This window comes from Microvirga lupini, from assembly GCF_014191055.1.
Lineage (GTDB): Bacteria > Pseudomonadota > Alphaproteobacteria > Rhizobiales > Beijerinckiaceae > Microvirga > Microvirga lupini_A.
This window is the reverse complement of the sequence record NZ_JACHWB010000001.1, coordinates 996979-1015947: the sequence shown is the minus strand read 5'-3', so window position 1 is coordinate 1015947 and position 18969 is coordinate 996979. Positions and strand designations below refer to the sequence as shown.

Genomic DNA, 18969 nt, shown 5'->3' with positions numbered 1-18969 from the left:
GGTGAAAGCATGACACGGGTCGCCTGCATTGGGGAATGCATGATCGAGCTGCGGGAGGAGGCCGATGGCAGGCTGTCCCGAAGCTTTGGCGGAGACACCCTCAATACGGCCGTCTATCTCGCCCGCCTCGGTTCACCGGTCGATTACGTCACGGCCTTGGGAGATGACAGCTGGAGCGACGGGCTGATGGCCGCGTGGCAGGCGGAGGGCGTGGGCACGAGCCGCGTGCTGCGCCTGGCCGGCCGCTTGCCAGGCCTTTACATCATTCAGACGGATTCCAAGGGCGAGCGCCGGTTCTCGTATTGGCGCGAGACCGCAGCCGCCCGCCTGCTCTTCCAGGCTCCCGAAGCCCGCTCGATCATCACCTCTCTTGCCAATGACGACCTCGTCTATTTCTCGGGGATCTCGCTGTCCCTCTACGGGGATGAAGGGCGCGATCGCCTGTTTGACGCCCTTCGTGACGTGCGCTCGGCTGGAAAGCGTGTGGCCTTCGATACCAATTTCCGCCCGCGCGGCTGGCCCGATCGGGAGATCGCCCGGACGGCGTTCCGGCAGGCCTTCGTGTGCGCCGATATCATTCTCGCCTCGACGGAAGACCTCGATCTGCTGTTTGGAAGCGCGGGAGTCGATGAAGTGCTGGCCTTCGCGGACCGGGCAGAGATCGTGCTCAAATATCCTGATCTCACGTGCCGGGTTATGCTGAAGGGTAAGGAGTTCGTCGTTCAGGGCACGCCTGCGGACGATGTGGTCGACACGACTGCAGCCGGAGACAGCTTCGCGGCGGCCTATCTGCACGCGCGTCTTTTGGGACAAGGCCCTGAGGCGGCGGCCCAGGCCGGCCACCGCCTCGCCGGCCAGGTTGTGCGCTACCGTGGCGCAATCATTCCGCGCGATGCCATGCCCCAATTATAAGCCGCTCTGCATGAACACATGGCCCAAGGAGTTCCTCGGATGACCCAAGATCTGTCAGCTCTCGCTGAATCCCGCGACCGGCAGCTTGCCGATCTGCTCCGCTCCGGGCCCGTCGTTCCGGTCATCACTCTGGAGCGTGTGGAGGATGCGGTTCCTCTCGCGCGCGCCCTCGTGGCGGGCGGCCTGCGCCTCCTCGAGATCACCCTGCGCACACCGGCGGCGGCCGATGCGGCGGCGGCCATCATCCACGATGTGCCGGAGGCCATCGTCGGCATCGGAACGGTTCTGACGCCGAAGGATCTGGAGCGGGCTCAGGCGCTCGGTGCCCGCTATGCCCTGAGCCCCGGCGCAACGCCGGACCTGCTCGATGCCGCATCCCGAAGCGAGATGCCGTTCATTCCCGGCATCGCCACGGCGTCGGAACTGATGATGGCGCTGGCCCATGGCTTCCAGACCGTCAAGTTCTTCCCCGCCGTCGCCGCAGGAGGCATTCCTGCCCTGAAGGCTCTTGCAGGTCCGTTCCCGCAGGCGCGCTTCTGCCCCACAGGCGGCGTCGATGAGAAGAACGCCAAGGATTGGCTCGCCCTCCCCAATGTGGTGGCCATCGGCGGCTCATGGATCTGCCCGCTCTCGGACATCCGCGCCGGAGCCTGGGATGAGATCACGGCGAAAGCGCAGAGGGCTGTTGCAGCAGCCAAGGCGTGAACGCGGCTCCTCACATTTGGTAGGATTGTCAGGCTCCCTGCTCATGGCAATACTTACGGCTAAAGCATCGGACCCAAAAGTGGACACCACTTTTGGGATCAGATCCGATGCTTTCTTCTAGATGAGAGCATCGTGTGACAGGGAAACCGGAATCCCTTTTCCGCACGATGCTCTAAGGGGGAGGACCAGACGTGGCTCCGAGCATCTACAACACCGATCTCGGCAAGAACCCGGCGAACTACCAGCCGCTGACGCCCCTCAGCTTCCTGGAGCGCGCAGCGAGTGTGCATCCTGACCGGATCGCCGTTATCCACGGTCCATTGAGGCGCACCTACAGTGACCTCTATGCGCGCGCGCGGCGCCTCGCCTCAGCCTTGGCCCAGCGCGGCATCGGGCGGGGCGATACGGTCTCGGTCATGCTGCCGAACACGCCGGCCATGCTCGAGTGCCATTACGGCGTACCGATGGCCGGGGCGGTGCTCAACACCCTCAACACGCGCCTGGACGCGAAGATCATCGCCTTTTCGCTGGAGCACAGCGAAGCCAAGGTTCTGATCACGGACAGGGAGTTCTCCGCCACCGTCAAAGCCGCCCTCGAACTGAGTGCGAACAAGCCTCTGGTGATCGACTATGACGATCCGGAATTTACCGGGTCGGGCGAGCGCCTCGGCAGCATGGAATACGAGGAATTCGTGAGCCATGGCGATCCGAACTTCGCCTGGAGCCCGCCGCAGGACGAGTGGGACGCCATCACCCTGAACTACACCTCCGGCACCACCGGCGATCCGAAAGGCGTCGTCTATCACCATCGCGGCGCTTATCTGCTCGCCATGGGCAACATCATCACGGGCGGCATGGGTCAGCACCCGGTCTATCTGTGGACCCTGCCCATGTTCCACTGCAACGGCTGGTGCTTCCCCTGGTCGCTGTCCATCGTGGCCGGCACCCATGTGTGCCTGCGGGCCGTGCGTGCCAAGCCCGTGTACGATGCGCTCGCTGATCACAAGGTTACGCATCTCTGCGGTGCGCCCATCGTCATGTCGACCCTGCTCAATGCGCCTGAGGCCGAGAAGCGGCCGGTGCCGCATACGGTGAAGTTCATGACGGCGGCCGCCCCGCCGCCGGAAGCGGTTCTCGCTGCCATGAAGAGAGCGGGCTTCGACGTCACCCATGTCTATGGCCTGACGGAAGTCTACGGCCCTGCCGTCGTCAACGAGTGGCACCAGGAATGGGACAATCTCGAGTCGGGCGAGTACGCGGCGAAGAAGGCACGCCAGGGTGTGCGTTATCCGGTGCTCGAATCCCTCAATGTGCTCGATCCGATGACCATGCAGCCCGTGCCGGCGGACGGCCAGACCCTGGGCGAAGTGATGTTCCGCGGCAACGTGGTGATGAAGGGCTATCTCAAGAACCCCGCCGGCACGGCCAAGGCCTTCGAGGGCGGCTGGTTCCACTCCGGCGATCTCGGCGTGAAGTACCCGGACGGCTATGTGCAGCTGAAGGACCGCTCGAAGGACATCATCATCTCCGGCGGCGAGAACATCTCGTCCATCGAGGTGGAGGATGCGCTCTACAAGCACCCGGCCATTCAGGCGGCCGCAGTCGTGGCCATGCCCGACGAGAAATGGGGCGAGACGCCCTGCGCTTTCGTGGAGCTGAAGCCCGACCAGTCGGTAACGCCTGAGGACATCATCGCATGGTGCCGTCAGAACCTCGCGTCCTACAAGTGCCCGCGCACGGTGATCTTCACGGAACTGCCTAAGACCTCTACGGGCAAGATCCAGAAATTCCAGCTGCGCGAGATGGCGCGGGCTTATAAAACTGCGAACTGACGGAGGGGCGTTTCAGCGCCCCTTCCACACCGGCTTGCGCTTTTCGATGAAGGCGTCGATGCCTTCCGCGGCATCCTCGGCCATCATGTTGCAGGCCATGACGTTGCCGGCGTAGGAATAGGCCTCTTCCAGGCTCATGGAGCGCTGTCGGCCGAACATGGCCTTGCCTGTGCGGATCGCCACCGGGCTCTTCGCGCAGATGCTTGCCGTCAATGCGGCGACTGCTTCGTCCAGCTCAGCATCAGGCGCCACACGGCTGACGAGCCCAAAGGACAGAGCTTCGGCGGATGAGATGAAGCGGCCCGTCACGAGCATGTCGAAGGCATGCTTGGGCGAAACGTTGCGCGAGAGCGCCACCGCCGGGGTGGAGCAGAACAAACCTACATTGATGCCGGAGACCGCGAAGGTGGCGCTCTCGGTGGCTATGGCCAGATCGCAGGAGGCCACCAGCTGGCAGCCGGCGGCGGTGGCCATGCCATGCACGCGGGCAATGACTGGAACCGGCAGGTTTACGATGGCCTGCATGACCCGGCTGCATCGGGCGAACAGCGCCTCGTAGTAATCCTGGCGCGGATTGGCGCGCATCTGCTTGAGGTCGTGACCGGCGCAGAAGGCCTTGCCCGATGCGGCGATCACGACGCAGCGAACCGTCTCGTCCTGCTTCAGGTCGTCGAGCGACTCTTGGAGGGCCGACAGCATCTCCTCGGACAGGGCATTGAACTGAGCCGGGCGATTGAGGGTGAGGGTGACCACCCCGCCCTGCTCCTCTCGCAGCAGGATGCTCGCGTGGGACAAGGCCTGCTGGGCGCTCATGGATGCTCTCCTTCGGGTCAGGGCACATTGTTTACGGAATCCAACCCGAATAAGCTCGATCTGGCAAGAAGCCTCTGGAATGCCCCTCCGGAGAAGCCCATTGAGAAGAGGTGTCCCGTGAGCAAGCCGCCGATCAGCCGTTTCCCCGTCCCCGAGATCGCCGACCTGCCGGACGACATCCGCACGCGCATCCTGGCTGTTCAGGAAAAATCGGGCTTCGTGCCGAACGTCTTCCTGGTCCTCGCCCGCCGGCCCGACGAGTTCCGTGCCTTCTTCGCCTACCACGACGCACTGATGGACAAGCCCGGCAATCTCACGAAGGCCGAGCGCGAGATGATCGTGGTGGCGACGAGCAACGCGAACCAGTGCCAGTATTGCGTCATTGCGCACGGAGCGATCCTGCGCATCCGGGCCAAGAACCCGCTGATCGCCGATCAGGTCGCCGTCAACTACCGCAAGGCCGACATCACGCCCCGCCAGAGGGCGATGCTCGATTTCGCCATGAAGGTGGCGCTTGAGGCCCACACCGCAGGTGACGCGGACATAGCGGCTCTCAGCGGCCACGGCTTCAGCGAAGAAGACGTCTGGGACATCGCGGCGATCGCTGCCTTCTTCGCCATGTCCAACCGTCTCGCCAATGTCAGCAGCATGCGGCCGAACGACGAGTTCTACATGCTCGGCCGCGTCGAAAAGCAGGCTTAAGGCAACAGCACCTTGCCCGGGTTGAGCCGGTTGTCGGGATCGAGCGCCCGCTTGATCGTGCGGGCGAGTTCCATCTCAGTTGATGGGCGGTAGCGAGCGAGTTCACCGACGCGATACTGGCCGATGCCGTGCTCCGCCGAGATGCTGCCGCCGAAGGCCGCCACCACATCGTGAACGATGCGGTTCACGACACCTGCGTCATGGTCCGCTCCGACAAGGACGTTGTAGTGGATGTTGCCGTCGCCCAGATGTCCGAAGGCATTCACGCGGGTTCCGGGTGCTCCGGCGGCCAGCGCCTCGCCAGCTTCGGACAGGAAGCGCGGCACGTCCGTAAGCGGCACTGAGACGTCATGCTTGACGCTCTTGCCCTCGCGCGCCTCCGATTCCGTCACGTGCTCGCGAAGGGCCCAGAGCTGGGCCGCCTGCGCGCCTGATTCGGCAATGACGCCATCGAGCGCGATCCCCTGCTCGAAAGCTGCCCCGAGCATGGTCTCGGCCGCCTCGCGCAGGCCTGCAAGGCTGGAGGCTGCCTCGATCAGCACGAACCACTCGCCCTCGGCAATCGGCGCCTTCAGGCCGGCGTGCCTGGCGACGAGCTGCATGGAGGTGGCAGAGATCAGCTCGAAGGCCGAGATCTGATCCCCCAGTTCGTCCTGGGCCAGCGCCAGGAGCCGCAGGGCGGCCGCAGGATCGGCGACGGACAGCAGCGCCGTTGCGGCATGCTTGGGCCGCGGCAGCAGCCTTAAGACCGCCGCCGTCACGATTCCGAGCGTGCCCTCGCTGCCGATGAAGAGCTGCTTCCAATCATAGCCCGCATTGTCCTTGCGCAGGCGGCGCAGCCCGTTGGCGACGGTGCCGTCCGGCAGCACCACCTCGAGGCCGAGCACGAGGCTGCGGGTCATGCCGTAGCGCAGGACGTTCACTCCGCCGGCATTCGCCGCCACGACCCCACCGATGGTGGCCGAGCCCTCCGCCGCCAGGCTGATCGGCAGAAGCCGGCCGGCAGCGGCGGCAGCGTCCTGCGCGACTTTGAGAATGCATCCGGCCTCCGCCTCGATGGTCAGGCCCACCGGATCGACATGACGGATGGCCGCCATGCGGTTGAGGGACAGGACCACCTGCGTGCCTGACGGATCCGGCACCGCCCCGCCGGCGAGCCCTGTATTACCGCCCTGGGGCACGATAGCAGTCCCCGACTCACGGCAGATCTGCACGATCCCGGCCACCTGCTCGGTCGAGGTCGGGCGAACGACGCAGGCGGGCTTGCCCGGGAAGAGCTTACGCCAGTCCACCGCATAGGGTTCGAGATCGGAAGCGTTTGTGACGACACCTGCCGATCCGACAAGACCCGTCAGGCGCTGCAGGAGATCCATCGGCATCGTCATCGCAAAACCCTCATGGCCGGTCTCATTCACGGCGCTCGATACCGCTCCTGACGGATCACGGTGCGAACGTCAACGCGACATCCATGAGAGGCAGAGTGAATGCAGCAGCGTTGCGCTCACTTCTTCCCTGATCCGGGCTCGGCCATCTTGCGGTGCTGCTCAGCCAGCATACCGGCCGGGGTGACGGAGGCCAGAACGGTGGTAAACTTGTTCTTCCACCCGCTCACCACGTCGCCGTCGCCGCGCATCATGGCGTCAAACCCGACCTTGGCCACGTCGGCGGGATCGTCCTTCTTGTCCTGCCCGACCTGCGTATCCATCATGTCGGCCCGCTCGAAAAACTCGGTGTCGGTCGCGCCGGGCATGAGGCAGGTGACCGTCACGCCCGTGTCCTTCAGCTCGTTCCGGAGCGCGAAGGAGAAGGAATCGATGAAAGCCTTGGTGCCGTTATAGACCGCCTGGAACGAGCCCGGCATGAAGCCGGCAATGGAACCGGTAATCAGGATGCGCCCCTCACCACGCGCCCGCATATCCTGCCCGACCTTATGGATGAGGTAGATCGTGCCGGTGATGTTGGTGTCGATCACATGGCGAGCCTGGGCAAAGTCCTGATCCAGGAAGGCATGCCCGAGCCCATGCCCCGCATTGGCCAGAAGCGCGCCGACCGGCCGGCCTCTGATTGCCGCATAGAGCTGGTCGACGCCCTCAATCGTGGCCAGGTCAACCTCGACGGCATCGACTGCAGCACCGAGTGCTTCGAAATCCTTCGCGGCGTTGTGAATGGCCGCCTGATCTGCAGCAATCAGCAGATCATGACCGTTCTGGGCGCACAGCTTGGCAAGCTCATATCCGATGCCGGTCGAGGCTCCGGTGACGACGGCGAGTGGTCTGGATGTATCCGGCATGACGCTCTCTCTTGCAGGTGTGACGGTATTCAACCGGCCACTGCGGGAGACGAGTGAGCCCGGCACATGGGCTTGAACTCCTGAGGCACGCGAGAGTTCAATGGCTTGCCGCGACTTGCACCAAGTCTTGCACCAAGTATCGTGTCACACAGCAACCTCAGTCCAGTCAAAGACCAGTGGGAAGCCAGTACCACCCGGTTGCTTTCGCCCGGAGGGCAAGATACCTTCGCCATAACAATAACGACAGATCAGACCCGGAGGGTCGGCAGTCGGGAGAAGCGCTCTTGGTTCCACAGGAAACGGCGACGCTATGCGTCGCGGTGAGGGATAGCGCATATGGGCATGACAGAGCCCGAAACGCGGCAGGACATGCCGCAGGATCAGCCTTTGCCAAAGCCGGAACGGTTCTGAGACCCCGACCTGAGCAGATCAGCACGCCCCTTCCGTCTATCCGCCTCTTCGATGCCGCTCGATGTCCAGGGAAGTGCCGATGACTCTCGTGCTTGATGGCGTCTCGAAGAAGGTCGGAGCCTCCACTCACATCGAGGATGTCAATCTCACCCTGGAGCGCGGTTCACTCAACGTACTGCTCGGCGCCACCCTGTCCGGCAAAACCTCCCTCATGCGGCTCATGGCCGGGCTTGATGCCCCGACGAGCGGCCGTGTCCTCGTCGAGGGTCAGGATGTGACCGGCTGGCCCGTGCAACGGCGCAGCGTCGCGATGGTCTACCAGCAATTCATCAATTACCCGTCGCTCACCGTCTACGAGAACATCGCCTCGCCCTTGCGTGTCTCCGGCGCAAGCCAGAGCGAGGTCGATGCGCGCGTGCGCGATGCCGCCAAGCTTCTGAAGCTTGAGCCCTATCTCGACCGCAAGCCGCTCAATCTCTCCGGCGGCCAGCAGCAGCGGACCGCCATCGCCAGGGCCCTGGTGAAGCGTGCCGACCTCGTCCTCCTCGACGAGCCGCTGGCGAACCTCGATTACAAGCTGCGCGAGGAACTGAGGGAGGAGTTGCCGCGCGTCTTTGCGGCCTCGGGCGCGATCTTCGTCTATGCCACGACCGAACCGTCGGAGGCCCTGCTGCTCGGCGGCAACACGGCTACCCTGTTTCAGGGCCGGATGACGCAGTTCGGCCCGACTCCGCAGGTCTACCGCCAGCCGCATGATCTGATCACCGCCCGGGTCTTTTCCGATCCGCCGCTCAATACCTTGAAAGCCCGCAAGGCGGACGGCAGCGCCACCTTGAGCACCGGCGGGCAGATCCCTGCGACCGGGCCTCTCGCCAGCGTTCCCGACGGCGAATACACGGTCGGGTTTCGAGCCCATCATCTGAGTCTTGATCCCACCGGCGCGCATGAGATCACGATCCCCGCAACCGTATCCGTCGCCGAGATCACAGGATCGGAGAGCTACGTGCATCTCGATGCGGACGACCATCGCTTCGTGGCTCTGGTCCCCGGCGTGCGGCGCCTGGAGCCGAAATCTCCGGTGACTGCCTATCTCGATCCCCGCCGCCTCTTCCTCTTCGATGCGGATGGCAGGCTCGCCGCAGCTGATCCCGCTCAGAAAGCCGCGTGAGGAGAGACGGATGGCCCGCATCACGCTCGATCATCTCGCCCATGCCTATAGAGCCAATCCCCGCACGGCGGAAGATTATGCCCTCAAGGAGATCAAACACGTCTGGAGCCAGGGCGGAGCCTATGCCCTTCTGGGACCTTCGGGCTGCGGCAAGACCACGCTTCTCAACATCATCTCCGGCCTCGTACGCCCGACGCGCGGGCGTGTGCTCTTCGACGAAATCGATGTGACGGATCTGCCCACGGAAGCGCGCAACATCGCCCAGGTGTTCCAGTTCCCGGTGGTCTACGACACGATGACCGTGCGCGAGAACCTCGCCTTTCCGCTCAAGAACAGGAACGTGCCCCGCGACAGGACGGCCCGACGGGTGGAAGAGATTGCAGGCCTCCTCGACCTCACCCGCGTGCTCGACCGCAAGGCCAGCAATCTCACGGCGGACATGAAGCAGAAGATCTCCCTTGGACGCGGCCTTGTGCGCCCCGACGTGGCCGCAATCCTGTTCGACGAGCCGCTGACGGTGATCGACCCGCATCTGAAGTGGCAGCTGCGCTCCACCCTGAAGGAGATCCACCGGGCGCTGGACATCACCATGATTTACGTGACGCACGACCAGACCGAGGCGCTCACCTTCGCCGACAAGGTCGTGGTGATGCATGACGGCGCCGTCGTGCAGACCGGCACCCCGGACGAGCTGTTCGAACGCCCTGCCCATACTTTCGTGGGTCACTTCATCGGGTCGCCCGGCATGAACATCCTGCCGTGTCGGGTCGAGGGCGCCATCGCCTTCATCGGCAACACCATGATCTCCCTTCGGCGCTCCTATCGCACGCTCTCCGGCGGCGAGCGCATCGAGCTCGGCATCCGGCCTGAATTCGTTCGGCTCCAGCCGAAAGGGGCGGGTCTGCCCGTCCAGGTGCGGCGCATCGACGATATCGGGCGCGCGCGCATTGCCCGTGTGGAAATGAGCGGCCGCCCCCTTGCCGCAAGCGTTCCGGACGGCATCTCCATCGAAGGGAGTGAGGCCTCGCTCGTGCTCGATCCGAACCATGTGCACATCTATGCCAACGGGCATCTCGTCGCAGGCGAAGCCAACGGAGGGCATGGGGCATGACGAAGACCCTCAACAACAGGGCCTGGTTCTTCGTTCTGCCCGTCTTCTTAATCGTCGCATTCTCGGCGATCCTGCCGCTGATGACCGTGGTGAACTACTCGGTTCAGGACACCTTCGGCAACAACCAGTTCTTCTGGAACGGCATCGGCTGGTTCCAGGAACTGCTCGATCCGTCGAGCCAGCTCGGCGAGCAGTTCCTGTCCTCGCTCCTGCGCACGCTGCTGTTCTCCGCCATCATCCTGCTCATCGAAGTGCCGCTCGGCATCGCGGTGGCTCTGTCCATGCCGCGCGAGGGCTGGACGGTGGCGCTCTGCCTCGTGCTCATGGCGCTGCCGCTGCTCATTCCGTGGAACGTGGTCGGCACGATCTGGCAGGTCTTCGGCCGCGGCGACATCGGCCTCCTCGGCTGGACCGTCAACCGTCTCGGCATCGACTACAACTATACGGGCGATCCCATCGACGCCTGGGTGACGATCATCGTCATGGATGTGTGGCACTGGACGAGCCTCGTGGCCCTTCTCTGCTATGCCGGGCTGAAATCCATACCGGATGCGTATTATCAGGCGGCCCGCATCGACGGCGCCTCGCGCTGGGCCGTGTTCCGCACGATCCAGCTGCCGAAGATGCGCCGCGTTCTGCTGATCGCCGTGCTGCTGCGGTTCATGGATTCCTTCATGATCTATACCGAGCCCTTCGTGCTCACCGGCGGCGGTCCAGGCAATGCCACTACCTTTCTGTCCATCGATCTGGTGAAGCTGGCGCTCGGCCAGTTCGATCTCGGCAAGGCCGCCGCCATGTCGCTGGTCTACAACCTGATCATCCTCGCCATCTGCTGGGTCTTCTACACCGTCATGACCAATGTGGACGCCGAGCGCGAGAGAGTCGAAGCATGACCGGAACCATCGCCGTCGGCCCCTCGGACGTGAAGCCTGTCGCGGCACCGCTGGCCGCAAACCGCGCGCTGTCCGGCCCGCGGGTGACCGGGCGGATAGTGGTGATGACGCTCTACCTCCTGTTTTTGATGCTGCCGATCTACTGGCTCGTGAACATGAGCCTGAAGACCAATATGGAAATCACCTCAGGGCTCACGCTTTGGCCACGCGAGATCACCTTCGACAACTACATCAAGATCTTCACGGATGAGAGCTGGTACTCGGGTTATATCAACTCGCTCACCTACGTGGTCATCAACACGGTGCTGTCGATCGCGTTCGCACTGCCGGCAGCCTATGCCTTTTCCCGCTACCGGTTTCTGGGCGACAAGCACCTGTTCTTCTGGCTTCTCACCAACCGCATGGCGCCGCCGGCCGTTTTCGCCCTCCCGTTCTTCAACCTCTACTCGGCCATCGGCCTCTTCGACACGCCCTGGGCCGTGGCGCTGGCCCATTGCCTGTTCAACGTGCCCCTTGCCGTGTGGATTCTGGAAGGCTTCATGTCAGGCGTGCCGCGGGAGATTGACGAGACCGCAGCCATCGACGGCTATTCCTTCCCACGCTTCTTCGTGAAGATCTTCATGCCGCTGATCGCCTCGGGCATCGGCGTGGCGGCCTTCTTCTGCTTCATGTTCTCCTGGGTCGAGTTGCTGCTGGCGCGCACGTTGACCTCCGTGACGGCAAAACCCATCGCCGCCACCATGACGCGCACCGTCTCGGCCGCCGGCATGGATTGGGGCCTCCTGGCCGCCGCCGGCGTGCTGACCATCGTGCCGGGCGCCCTCGTGATCTGGTTCGTCCGCAACTACATCGCCAAGGGCTTTGCCCTCGGACGGGTCTGAAGGAGAGCACCATGTTTGATCTCGCCTGGATGGCCTGGACATGGCAGACCGGCCTCTTCTTCGTGGGCATCGCGAGCCTGCTGTTGATCATGACGCTGCTGGCCGTCTACCGGCCCGAGACGGAGCGCGTCGGAGCCTTACGCATCCCCACCACGCGCGGCGACCGGCTCTTCATCTCGCTCCTCGGCTCCGCCTTCATCCACCTCGCCTGGCTAGGGCTTGTCGGCCCGGACCTGTGGTGGGCCTCTGCTCTTTCGCTTGTCTATGCGGCGGCGGTGTTCCGCTACGTGTGACAAGCCCGCGATCATAGCCCTTCGGTTCGCCCGGACCCCAGGGACCAAGACCGGCGTCTCAGCCGGCAGGGCACAACTTGGGAGGATTGAATGAAGCTGACACAGTCACACAGGCGCTTGAAGCTCTTCGTCTCGACAAGCGTCCTTGCCATGGCGCTCGGCACCGGCGCCGCTTTCGCCGGCATGGAAGAAGCCCGTCGCTGGATCGACAGCGAGTTCCAGCCCTCGACGCTCTCGAAGGACGAGCAGCTGAAGGAAATGGAATGGTTCGTGAATGCGGCGAAGCCCTTCGCCGGCATGGAGATCAACGTGGTTTCCGAGACCATCACGACCCATGAATACGAGGCGCGGACACTTGCCAAAGCCTTCTCGGAAATCACCGGCATCAAGCTCACCCACGACCTGATCCAGGAAGGCGACGTGGTGGAGAAGATCCAGACCCAGATGCAGTCGGGCCGCAACATCTACGACGCCTGGGTCAACGATTCCGACCTCATCGGCACTCACTTCCGCTACAAGCAGGCCGTGGCGCTCGACGACTGGATGGCAGGCGAAGGCAAGGACGTCACCTCGCCGACTCTGGACATCAACGACTTCATCGGCAAGTCCTTCACCACGGCGCCAGACGGCAAGATGTACCAGCTGCCGGACCAGCAATTCGCGAACGTGTACTGGTTCCGCTACGATTGGTTCCAGCGCCCCGACATCAAGGAGAAGTTCAAGGCCAAGTACGGCTACGATCTCGGCGTGCCGGTGAACTGGTCGGCCTACGAGGACATCGCGGAATTCTTCACCAACGACGTGAAGGAGATCGACGGCGTCAAGGTCTATGGCCACATGGATTACGGCAAGAAGGACCCGTCGCTGGGCTGGCGCTTCACCGATGCGTGGCTGTCCATGGCCGGCAATGGCGACAAGGGCATTCCGAACGGCCTGCCCGTCGACGAATGGGGCATCCGCATGGAGGGCTGCCGCCCGGTCGGCTCGTCCATTGAGCGCGGCGGCGACACCAATGGACCTGCAGCGGTCTACGCCATTACCAAATATCTCGAGTGGCTGAAGAAGTATTCCCCGCCTCAGGCAGCAGGCATGACCTTCTCCGAGTCGGGCCCGGTGCCGGCGCAGGGCAACATCGCTCAGCAGATGTTCTGGTACACGGCCTTCACGGCCGACATGGTGAAGCCCGGCTTGCCTGTAATGAACGCGGACAACACGCCGAAATGGCGCATGGCACCCTCGCCTCACGGTTCCTACTGGAAGGAGGGCATGAAGCTTGGCTACCAGGACGCGGGTTCGTGGACGCTGCTCAAGTCCACACCGGTAGACCGCCGCAAGGCGGCCTGGCTCTATGCCCAGTTCGTGACCTCCAAGTCGGTCTCGCTGAAGAAGAGCCATGTGGGCCTCACCTTCATCCGCGAAAGCGACATCTGGCATAAGTCCATGACGGACCGTGCGCCGCAGCTCGGCGGCCTCGTCGAGTTCTACCGCTCGCCCGCGCGCGTGCAGTGGACGCCGACCGGCAACAACATCCCGGACTACCCGAAGCTCGCGCAGCTCTGGTGGCAGAACATCGGTGATGCGGCCTCCGGCGCCAAGACCCCGCAGCAGGCGATGGATTCGCTCGCCGCGGCACAGGACGATGTGCTCGGACGTCTCGAGCGCGCCAATGTGCAGGGTGAATGCGGCCCGAAGCTGAACCCCAAGACCTCGGCCGAGGAATGGTTCAAGAAAGCCGAAGCCGCCGGCACCATCGCGCCGCAGCGCAAGCTGGCGAACGAGAAGCCGAAGGGTGAGACGGTCGACTACGACACGCTCATCAAGAGCTGGCCGGCCAACCCGCCGAAGCGCAGCTGATCAACGAGAGGCCCCGCTGACAACAGCGGGGCCTTTTTCTCAATGGGGAACGCAGCGTCCTCCCGCGGCAGGTCAGGAATAGGCGTTGCGCAAATCGACCGTGCTTCTCTGTCCGACATTCCGGTAATTCTCCGCGAGCCAGTTCCGGGCAGCCTCCCGGCCCAGATCCCTCAGCGTCTCGAAGAACTCCCATTTGGCGCTCAAGCGCGAGGCGGCGGTGAATTCGTCGAGCTTCTCGCCGCCGTGGATCCGGTGCATCAGCACCCGCTTGTAATCCTGTGTTGACAGCTTGCCCTCGTCGATCAGGCGCGTGACAAAATCAATAGACCGCAATTGCTGCAGCAGATTGGCATTGAACGTGATCTCGGTGAGGCGGTTCTGGATCTCCCGCGCGGTCTGCGGCGTCGAGCGGCGTTCGATCGGATTGATCTGGACGAGCACGATGTCGTCGGCCTGCGTCTCGTAATACAGCGGGAACAGCGCAGGATTGCCGGTATAGCCTCCATCCCAATAGGGCTCGCCATCGATCTCGACGGCCTTGAAGATCATGGGCAGGCAGGCCGAGGCGAGAACATGATCGACGGTTAGTTCGGGACCGTTGAAAATCCGGATCTTTCCGGACCAGACATTGGTCGCCGCGATGAAGAGCTTTGCATCCTGGCAGGCGCGCACGCGTTCAAAATCGATCAGCTCGTTGAGAGCATCCCGCAAGGGATTGATGTCGAGCGGGTTCAGATCGTAAGGGCTCGCCACCCGCGACCAGGCATCGAGCCACAGATGCGTCGTGGCCCCGCCGACGCTCCAGAAGCTCAGCATGCGGTCGAAGAGCGAGCGCTGCACAGGGGACAGGACGCCATCCAGGCTGACACGCTTCCAGAATGTGCGCAGCTGCTCGCGCGCGCCGTCCCGCCCGCCCTCGAGCCAGCCCTCGAACAGGACCACCGCGTTCATGGATCCGGCACTGGCGCCCGTGATCGCCTCGATGGCAAGGCGGCCATCCTCGAGCAGATAGTCGAGAACGCCCCAGGTAAATGCACCATGAGCCCCACCGCCCTGCAAGGCGAGCGAAACCGATTTCTTGGCGTCCGGGCTCCTCAGTCCGCGGACAAGGTGGCTGGTCTTCTCGGCTCGTCCGGTCATCGAAGATTGAAAGCTTATGTTTGCGTGCTGGTTTCGAGGAGTACGGGCAGGAGTTGCCGTGCTATCAGCATTGCCTGATCCACATGCTGCTCGTTGTAAGCGCCTTCCCGGTCCAGAAGGTTCACAGTTCCGAGCACAACTCCATTAAAAACCACCGGCAAGTTCATCACGCTTCCCAAACCAAGACCTACGATCGTCTCGTAATCAGGAAAGAGCGGTGCGAACTCTGCAACCGTTCTTGCTAAGAACGGCTTCATCTCGCCACGGACGCGCTGGGTATACGCGTTAGGCAGGACAGGCTTGCGCCCACCAACGGCATAGGCGGCAACATTCGTGGAGTAGATGCGCTCAACCTCAAGCCCGCCTCTCAGCATACGCGTCACTGTGTAGAGACGATGCCCGACAGTTTTTGCGAATGCTTCACCGGCAGCGTCCAAGGTCGCACCAGGCTGGTGCGGCTCAGACCAAGCCTTCTGCACATCCATTACGATCTCAAGAATATCTGGCATTCCGTTGTCCTAATGATTTGATGCGATCCAGACGGCTCGGGCGACTTATCTTAGCGGAGAAGCGATGGCAACGGCATCTCCCTTGTAAACCAGGAGATCGCTCATTCTTTGATCACGCTCGTCCAGTTTTGCCCCGTCAATGGTTGGTGATTTGACTGGTGGAAACGCCCCCGGAACAGGCGCAACCGCTTTAAGTCATTGAAAGAATTGGTGGGCCCGGCAGGACTCGAACCTGCAACCAGACCGTTATGAGCGGCCGGCTCTAACCATTGAGCTACAGGCCCTTCCAGGGAAGGGAGGGTCACCTTCTGCCAGGAAGGAAAAGGTTCCTCCTGGCCGGCGCCGGAGCATCCCGACATCCTCTCATGTTCCTGTAATACATCGCTTCTCCCGTCAAGCCGGTTCTGCCATGAGGCTTCGGTTCCGGCTGTCGCACGGCCTGCTGCCGGGGAGGCTCTTGATCCTTGCGGGATTCGACCATCTGTCTGATTTCAGGACAATGGGAGGAAGAGATGGGGCTGCTTGTCGACGGGATCTGGCAGGACCGGTGGTACGACACCAAGAGTACGGGCGGCCGCTTCGTGCGGACGAACGCGGTCTTCCGCCACTGGGTCACGACGGATGGCTCCCCGGGCCCGACTGGCGAAGACGGGTTCAAAGCCGAAAGCGGGCGCTATCACCTCTATGTGTCGCTGGCCTGCCCCTGGGCGCACCGCACCCTGATCATGCGCCGGCTCAAAGGTCTGGAGGCGATGATCGGTGTCTCCGTCGTTCATTGGCGCATGTTGGAACACGGCTGGACCTTCGAGGACGGCCCCGGTGTCGTCCCAGATCCCATCCACGGCGCCCGCTACCTGCATCAGGTCTACACCGCCGCCAAGCCCGACTATTCGGGGCGCGTGACGGTGCCGGTGCTCTGGGACAAGGCGAAAGGCACCATCGTCAGCAATGAATCCGCCGAGATCATCCGCATGCTGAACGCGGCCTTCGACGGCATCGGGGCAAAGCCCGGCGACTACTACCCTGCGGATCTCCGGCCTGAGATCGAGGCTCTTAACGCGCGCATCTACGATCATATCAACAACGGCGTCTACAAGGCGGGCTTCGCCACGACGCAGCAGGCCTATGAAGAGGCCGTACGTCCGCTCTTCGAGACTCTGGATGAACTCGACGAGCGCCTGTCCTCACGCCGCTATCTTTGCGGCAGCAGGCTCACCGAGGCCGATATCCGGCTGTTCACCACGCTGGTGCGCTTCGATCCGGTCTATGTCGGGCACTTCAAATGCAACCTGCGCCGGATCGCCGACTACCCGCACCTGTCCGGCTATCTGCGCGATCTCTACCAGACCGGCGGCATCGCCGGGACCGTGAACATGGCTCACATCAAGGGGCATTATTACGAGAGCCACAAGACCATCAATCCGACCGGCATCGTTCCGGTTGGGCCCACCTTGAATCTCGATGCGCCTCACGGCCGCGAGGGGATTCAGGGGCGGTAGACTTCGATGGCTTCCGCGAAGCCTTCCACCGCATGGGCTCCGAGGGGAGAAGGATTGCCCCACAGGTGCTCCACGAAGGGCTTTGACATGAGCAGCGGCTCACCCAGCCGCTTGTTCAACTCGGCGATGCGGCTTGCGAGATTGACGTCGCGCCCGATTACCGTGAAGTCGAGGCGCTGGCCGGAGCCCACATTGCCATAGGCCGCGTCGCCGTGATGCAGAGCGAAACCCACGCTGATCGGCACGGGAAAGCGCCCCTCGCTGTTCGCCGCCTCGATGCGCCGCAGCGCATTGGTGGCGGCCGTGAGCGCCGATTGTGCCGCGCCGCCTGTATCGTCGCCTTTGTCGCGCATGATCGCGAGCACACCGTCGCCCAGATATTTCAGAACCTCACCGCCTTCGTCTTCGATGGGTGGGACGAGGCAGTCGAAATAGGTATTCAGTAGCTCCACCGCGCTCTCGGGGCTCAGCGTCGACGAGATATGCGTGTAGTCGCGCATGTCGGCGAACAGAATGGCCGAGCGGATGCGCGTCACCTGCCCGCGCTGGATGGCCCCGGACAGGATCGCCTTGTGCGGGTCGTCGCCCACATAGATGCGTAGCACCTGGTCGAGGCGATTGCTCGTCGCGCGCAGCTCGGTGACGAGGGCAAACGACGGCATGGCCATGCGCAGGATCGTGAGTTCCCGCTGGCCGAACCCGCCCGGCGTCCGGGTCGCGAACGAGATCGCGTTCTCGGCCCCGTTGGTGAACAAGATCGGAACCGTGACGTATTGCCGGTAGCCGGCCTCCTTCAGCTCCGGAATGATCGGGAAGAGATCATCGGGGGTCTCGTCCAGATCGAGGATGAGCCATTCGCCGGTACGGTTCACATAGGCGAAGGGGCTGGCTTGGTAGACGTCCTCGCGGCGGTCGCCGTGCGGCAGGTAGCGCACGACGGTGCCTTCCTCCCGGGTCCAGAACCGGCCGATGCCGGCATATTCGGAATGGAGCGCCTCGATGGCCGAGACGGCCCGGTCGATGGGCAGCCCCAGATCGATCAGCCGGTTGAGGAAGCCGGTCAGGACCTCGTTCGAATCCTCCATCCGGGCCCCGCTGGTGACGATCCAGTCCCGCAGGGCGATGACGCGCGACAGGCTCTCCGTGTCCAGGCTCTTGGCCATGGTCAGGAGATCGTCCGAGAAGGCTATGGCGGGAGGAAGCATCATAAGGCCAAGGTGTGGTGTCCCCGTGAAACCTTCAAGTCAGGGGAGGCGTTCGCCCGGGAAAGCTGCTATGCGCCTCAATCGGGCAATCATTTTGACAAGGGGCCAGCCCCTGTAACAGAGCCGAGCCATGGCAAGCATCGATACGCTTTTCGTCACCAAAGTCTACCGCGCCGAGCTGACAGGCTCCAAGGCCGAACAGCGCAATGCCGAGCTTGAGGCAGCAAGCCTGTCCATCGCCGAGGACGACGAGGCCGGCCAGCGCTGGTGCGCCAAGCACGGCTATCCGGGCTATACGTCCTATGCGTCCCTCAACGACCTGCCCTGGCGCGTTCCGGTCTTCGGCGACCTCCTGAAGGAGATCGACAAGCACGTGGCGGCCTTCGCCAAGGAGCTGGAATACGACCTCCAGGGCCGCAAGCTCGTCATGGACAGCCTGTGGATCAACATCCTGCCGCCGGGCGGCATCCACACCTCGCACATCCACCCGCATTCGGTGATCAGCGGCACCTATTACGTGACGATCCCGGAAGGAGCGAGCGCCCTCAAGCTGGAGGATCCGCGCCTCGGCTTCATGATGGCGGCCCCGCCCCGCAAGGCCAAGGCCAAGCCGGAGAATCGGCAGTTCGCCTATATGAAGCCCGTTCCCGGCACGGTGCTGTTATGGGAAAGCTGGCTGCGCCACGAGGTGCCCCTGAACGAGGCCGAATCCGAGCGCATCAGCATCAGCTTCAACTACGCCTGGCAGTAG

Annotated in this window: 18 protein-coding genes and 1 tRNA gene; 12 read left to right on the top strand and 7 right to left on the bottom strand. The window is 63.3% G+C overall.

Translation table 11 applies throughout. The features are described from left to right. Window positions 1-9 precede the first annotated feature (9 nt). From FHR70_RS05100 to FHR70_RS05090, 3 genes are all read left to right on the top strand, one after another. Window positions 10-912 (top strand): sugar kinase, encoded by a 903-nt coding sequence (locus tag FHR70_RS05100; protein WP_183447714.1) that lies wholly within the window; start codon window positions 10-12, stop codon window positions 910-912. Between the two features lie 39 nt (window positions 913-951). After that, entirely contained in the window at window positions 952-1617 is a 666-nt protein-coding gene (gene eda / locus FHR70_RS05095) for a bifunctional 4-hydroxy-2-oxoglutarate aldolase/2-dehydro-3-deoxy-phosphogluconate aldolase (RefSeq protein WP_183447712.1), read from the top strand. A gap of 191 nt (window positions 1618-1808) precedes the next feature. Continuing rightward, window positions 1809-3449 (top strand): AMP-binding protein, encoded by a 1641-nt coding sequence (locus FHR70_RS05090; RefSeq protein WP_183447710.1) that lies wholly within the window; start codon window positions 1809-1811, stop codon window positions 3447-3449. Window positions 3450-3461: 12 nt separating this feature from the next. Here the strand turns inward: FHR70_RS05090 and FHR70_RS05085 are convergent, their stop codons facing one another. Continuing rightward, window positions 3462-4262, bottom strand: a complete 801-nt coding sequence (locus FHR70_RS05085; RefSeq protein ID WP_183447708.1) for an enoyl-CoA hydratase — start codon at window positions 4260-4262, stop codon at window positions 3462-3464. A 117-nt stretch (window positions 4263-4379) separates the two neighbouring features. Between FHR70_RS05085 and FHR70_RS05080 the strand changes: the two genes are divergently transcribed. Then, window positions 4380-4964 carry a peroxidase-related enzyme gene (locus tag FHR70_RS05080; RefSeq protein ID WP_183447706.1) on the top strand — a complete coding sequence of 195 codons (585 nt, stop codon included), beginning with the start codon at window positions 4380-4382 and terminating at the stop codon, window positions 4962-4964. Here FHR70_RS05080 and FHR70_RS05075 read toward each other — a convergent pair. Beyond that, window positions 4961-6349: an FAD-binding oxidoreductase gene (locus FHR70_RS05075; protein ID WP_183447704.1), complete on the bottom strand. Its 1389-nt coding sequence runs from the start codon at window positions 6347-6349 to the stop codon at window positions 4961-4963. The two genes, FHR70_RS05080 and FHR70_RS05075, sit on opposite strands and share 4 nt — an antisense overlap. Window positions 6350-6465: 116 nt before the next feature. After that, window positions 6466-7254 (bottom strand): SDR family NAD(P)-dependent oxidoreductase, encoded by a 789-nt coding sequence (locus FHR70_RS05070; protein ID WP_183447702.1) that lies wholly within the window; start codon window positions 7252-7254, stop codon window positions 6466-6468. A gap of 490 nt (window positions 7255-7744) precedes the next feature. Between FHR70_RS05070 and FHR70_RS05065 the strand changes: the two genes are divergently transcribed. The 6 genes from FHR70_RS05065 to FHR70_RS05040 all read left to right on the top strand — a co-directional run bounded on the left by FHR70_RS05065 (window position 7745) and on the right by FHR70_RS05040 (window position 13865). Beyond that, the gene (locus tag FHR70_RS05065) at window positions 7745-8833 is read left to right on the top strand and encodes an ABC transporter ATP-binding protein (RefSeq protein ID WP_183447700.1); all 1089 of its coding nucleotides are present in this window, start codon (window positions 7745-7747) and stop codon (window positions 8831-8833) included. Window positions 8834-8843: 10 nt separating this feature from the next. After that, window positions 8844-9944, top strand: a complete 1101-nt coding sequence (locus FHR70_RS05060; protein WP_183447698.1) for an ABC transporter ATP-binding protein — start codon at window positions 8844-8846, stop codon at window positions 9942-9944. After that, entirely contained in the window at window positions 9941-10837 is an 897-nt protein-coding gene (locus FHR70_RS05055) for a carbohydrate ABC transporter permease (protein ID WP_183447697.1), read from the top strand. The genes FHR70_RS05060 and FHR70_RS05055 overlap by 4 nt, the downstream gene beginning before the upstream one ends. Before the next feature lie 104 nt (window positions 10838-10941). Continuing rightward, window positions 10942-11718 carry a carbohydrate ABC transporter permease gene (locus tag FHR70_RS05050; RefSeq protein ID WP_183448518.1) on the top strand — a complete coding sequence of 259 codons (777 nt, stop codon included), beginning with the start codon at window positions 10942-10944 and terminating at the stop codon, window positions 11716-11718. 11 nt (window positions 11719-11729) lie between these two features. Next, window positions 11730-12011 (top strand): DUF2160 domain-containing protein, encoded by a 282-nt coding sequence (locus FHR70_RS05045; protein ID WP_183447695.1) that lies wholly within the window; start codon window positions 11730-11732, stop codon window positions 12009-12011. Between the two features lie 150 nt (window positions 12012-12161). Beyond that, window positions 12162-13865: an ABC transporter substrate-binding protein gene (locus FHR70_RS05040; RefSeq protein WP_246407880.1), complete on the top strand. Its 1704-nt coding sequence runs from the start codon at window positions 12162-12164 to the stop codon at window positions 13863-13865. 72 nt (window positions 13866-13937) lie between these two features. Here the strand turns inward: FHR70_RS05040 and FHR70_RS05035 are convergent, their stop codons facing one another. The 3 genes from FHR70_RS05035 to FHR70_RS05025 all read right to left on the bottom strand — a co-directional run bounded on the left by FHR70_RS05035 (window position 13938) and on the right by FHR70_RS05025 (window position 15798). Further along, window positions 13938-15005 carry a patatin-like phospholipase family protein gene (locus tag FHR70_RS05035; RefSeq protein ID WP_183447691.1) on the bottom strand — a complete coding sequence of 356 codons (1068 nt, stop codon included), beginning with the start codon at window positions 15003-15005 and terminating at the stop codon, window positions 13938-13940. A gap of 14 nt (window positions 15006-15019) precedes the next feature. Then, window positions 15020-15514 (bottom strand): GAF domain-containing protein, encoded by a 495-nt coding sequence (locus FHR70_RS05030; protein ID WP_183447689.1) that lies wholly within the window; start codon window positions 15512-15514, stop codon window positions 15020-15022. 208 nt (window positions 15515-15722) lie between these two features. After that, window positions 15723-15798: transfer RNA gene (locus FHR70_RS05025), tRNA-Ile, on the bottom strand. 228 nt (window positions 15799-16026) lie between these two features. On the opposite strand from FHR70_RS05025, the gene FHR70_RS05020 reads away from it, so the two are divergent. Then, window positions 16027-17013 carry a glutathione S-transferase family protein gene (locus FHR70_RS05020; RefSeq protein WP_183447687.1) on the top strand — a complete coding sequence of 329 codons (987 nt, stop codon included), beginning with the start codon at window positions 16027-16029 and terminating at the stop codon, window positions 17011-17013. Here FHR70_RS05020 and FHR70_RS05015 read toward each other — a convergent pair. Then, the gene (locus FHR70_RS05015; protein WP_425487838.1) at window positions 17001-18221 is read right to left on the bottom strand and encodes an adenylate/guanylate cyclase domain-containing protein; all 1221 of its coding nucleotides are present in this window, start codon (window positions 18219-18221) and stop codon (window positions 17001-17003) included. The two genes, FHR70_RS05020 and FHR70_RS05015, sit on opposite strands and share 13 nt — an antisense overlap. 127 nt (window positions 18222-18348) lie before the next feature. On the opposite strand from FHR70_RS05015, the gene FHR70_RS05010 reads away from it, so the two are divergent. After that, a complete protein-coding gene (locus FHR70_RS05010) occupies window positions 18349-18969 on the top strand; it encodes a TIGR02466 family protein (protein WP_183447685.1) in 621 nt (206 codons plus the stop codon).

Excerpts from the sequence above, each read along its gene's own strand:
- FHR70_RS05100 (WP_183447714.1), top strand. The coding sequence starts at position 10 with ATGACACGGGTCGCCTGCATTGGGGAATGCATGATCGAGCTGCGGGAG.
- eda (WP_183447712.1), top strand. The coding sequence starts at position 952 with ATGACCCAAGATCTGTCAGCTCTCGCTGAATCCCGCGACCGGCAGCTT.
- FHR70_RS05085 (WP_183447708.1), bottom strand. The coding sequence starts at position 4,262 with ATGAGCGCCCAGCAGGCCTTGTCCCACGCGAGCATCCTGCTGCGAGAG.
- FHR70_RS05075 (WP_183447704.1), bottom strand. The coding sequence starts at position 6,349 with ATGACGATGCCGATGGATCTCCTGCAGCGCCTGACGGGTCTTGTCGGA.
- FHR70_RS05070 (WP_183447702.1), bottom strand. The coding sequence starts at position 7,254 with ATGCCGGATACATCCAGACCACTCGCCGTCGTCACCGGAGCCTCGACC.
- FHR70_RS05065 (WP_183447700.1), top strand. The coding sequence starts at position 7,745 with ATGACTCTCGTGCTTGATGGCGTCTCGAAGAAGGTCGGAGCCTCCACT.
- FHR70_RS05060 (WP_183447698.1), top strand. The coding sequence starts at position 8,844 with ATGGCCCGCATCACGCTCGATCATCTCGCCCATGCCTATAGAGCCAAT.
- FHR70_RS05055 (WP_183447697.1), top strand. The coding sequence starts at position 9,941 with ATGACGAAGACCCTCAACAACAGGGCCTGGTTCTTCGTTCTGCCCGTC.
- FHR70_RS05050 (WP_183448518.1), top strand. The coding sequence starts at position 10,942 with ATGACGCTCTACCTCCTGTTTTTGATGCTGCCGATCTACTGGCTCGTG.
- FHR70_RS05045 (WP_183447695.1), top strand. The coding sequence starts at position 11,730 with ATGTTTGATCTCGCCTGGATGGCCTGGACATGGCAGACCGGCCTCTTC.
- FHR70_RS05040 (WP_246407880.1), top strand. The coding sequence starts at position 12,162 with ATGGCGCTCGGCACCGGCGCCGCTTTCGCCGGCATGGAAGAAGCCCGT.
- FHR70_RS05035 (WP_183447691.1), bottom strand. The coding sequence starts at position 15,005 with ATGACCGGACGAGCCGAGAAGACCAGCCACCTTGTCCGCGGACTGAGG.
- FHR70_RS05030 (WP_183447689.1), bottom strand. The coding sequence starts at position 15,514 with ATGCCAGATATTCTTGAGATCGTAATGGATGTGCAGAAGGCTTGGTCT.
- FHR70_RS05020 (WP_183447687.1), top strand. The coding sequence starts at position 16,027 with ATGGGGCTGCTTGTCGACGGGATCTGGCAGGACCGGTGGTACGACACC.
- FHR70_RS05015 (WP_425487838.1), bottom strand. The coding sequence starts at position 18,221 with ATGATGCTTCCTCCCGCCATAGCCTTCTCGGACGATCTCCTGACCATG.
- FHR70_RS05010 (WP_183447685.1), top strand. The coding sequence starts at position 18,349 with ATGGCAAGCATCGATACGCTTTTCGTCACCAAAGTCTACCGCGCCGAG.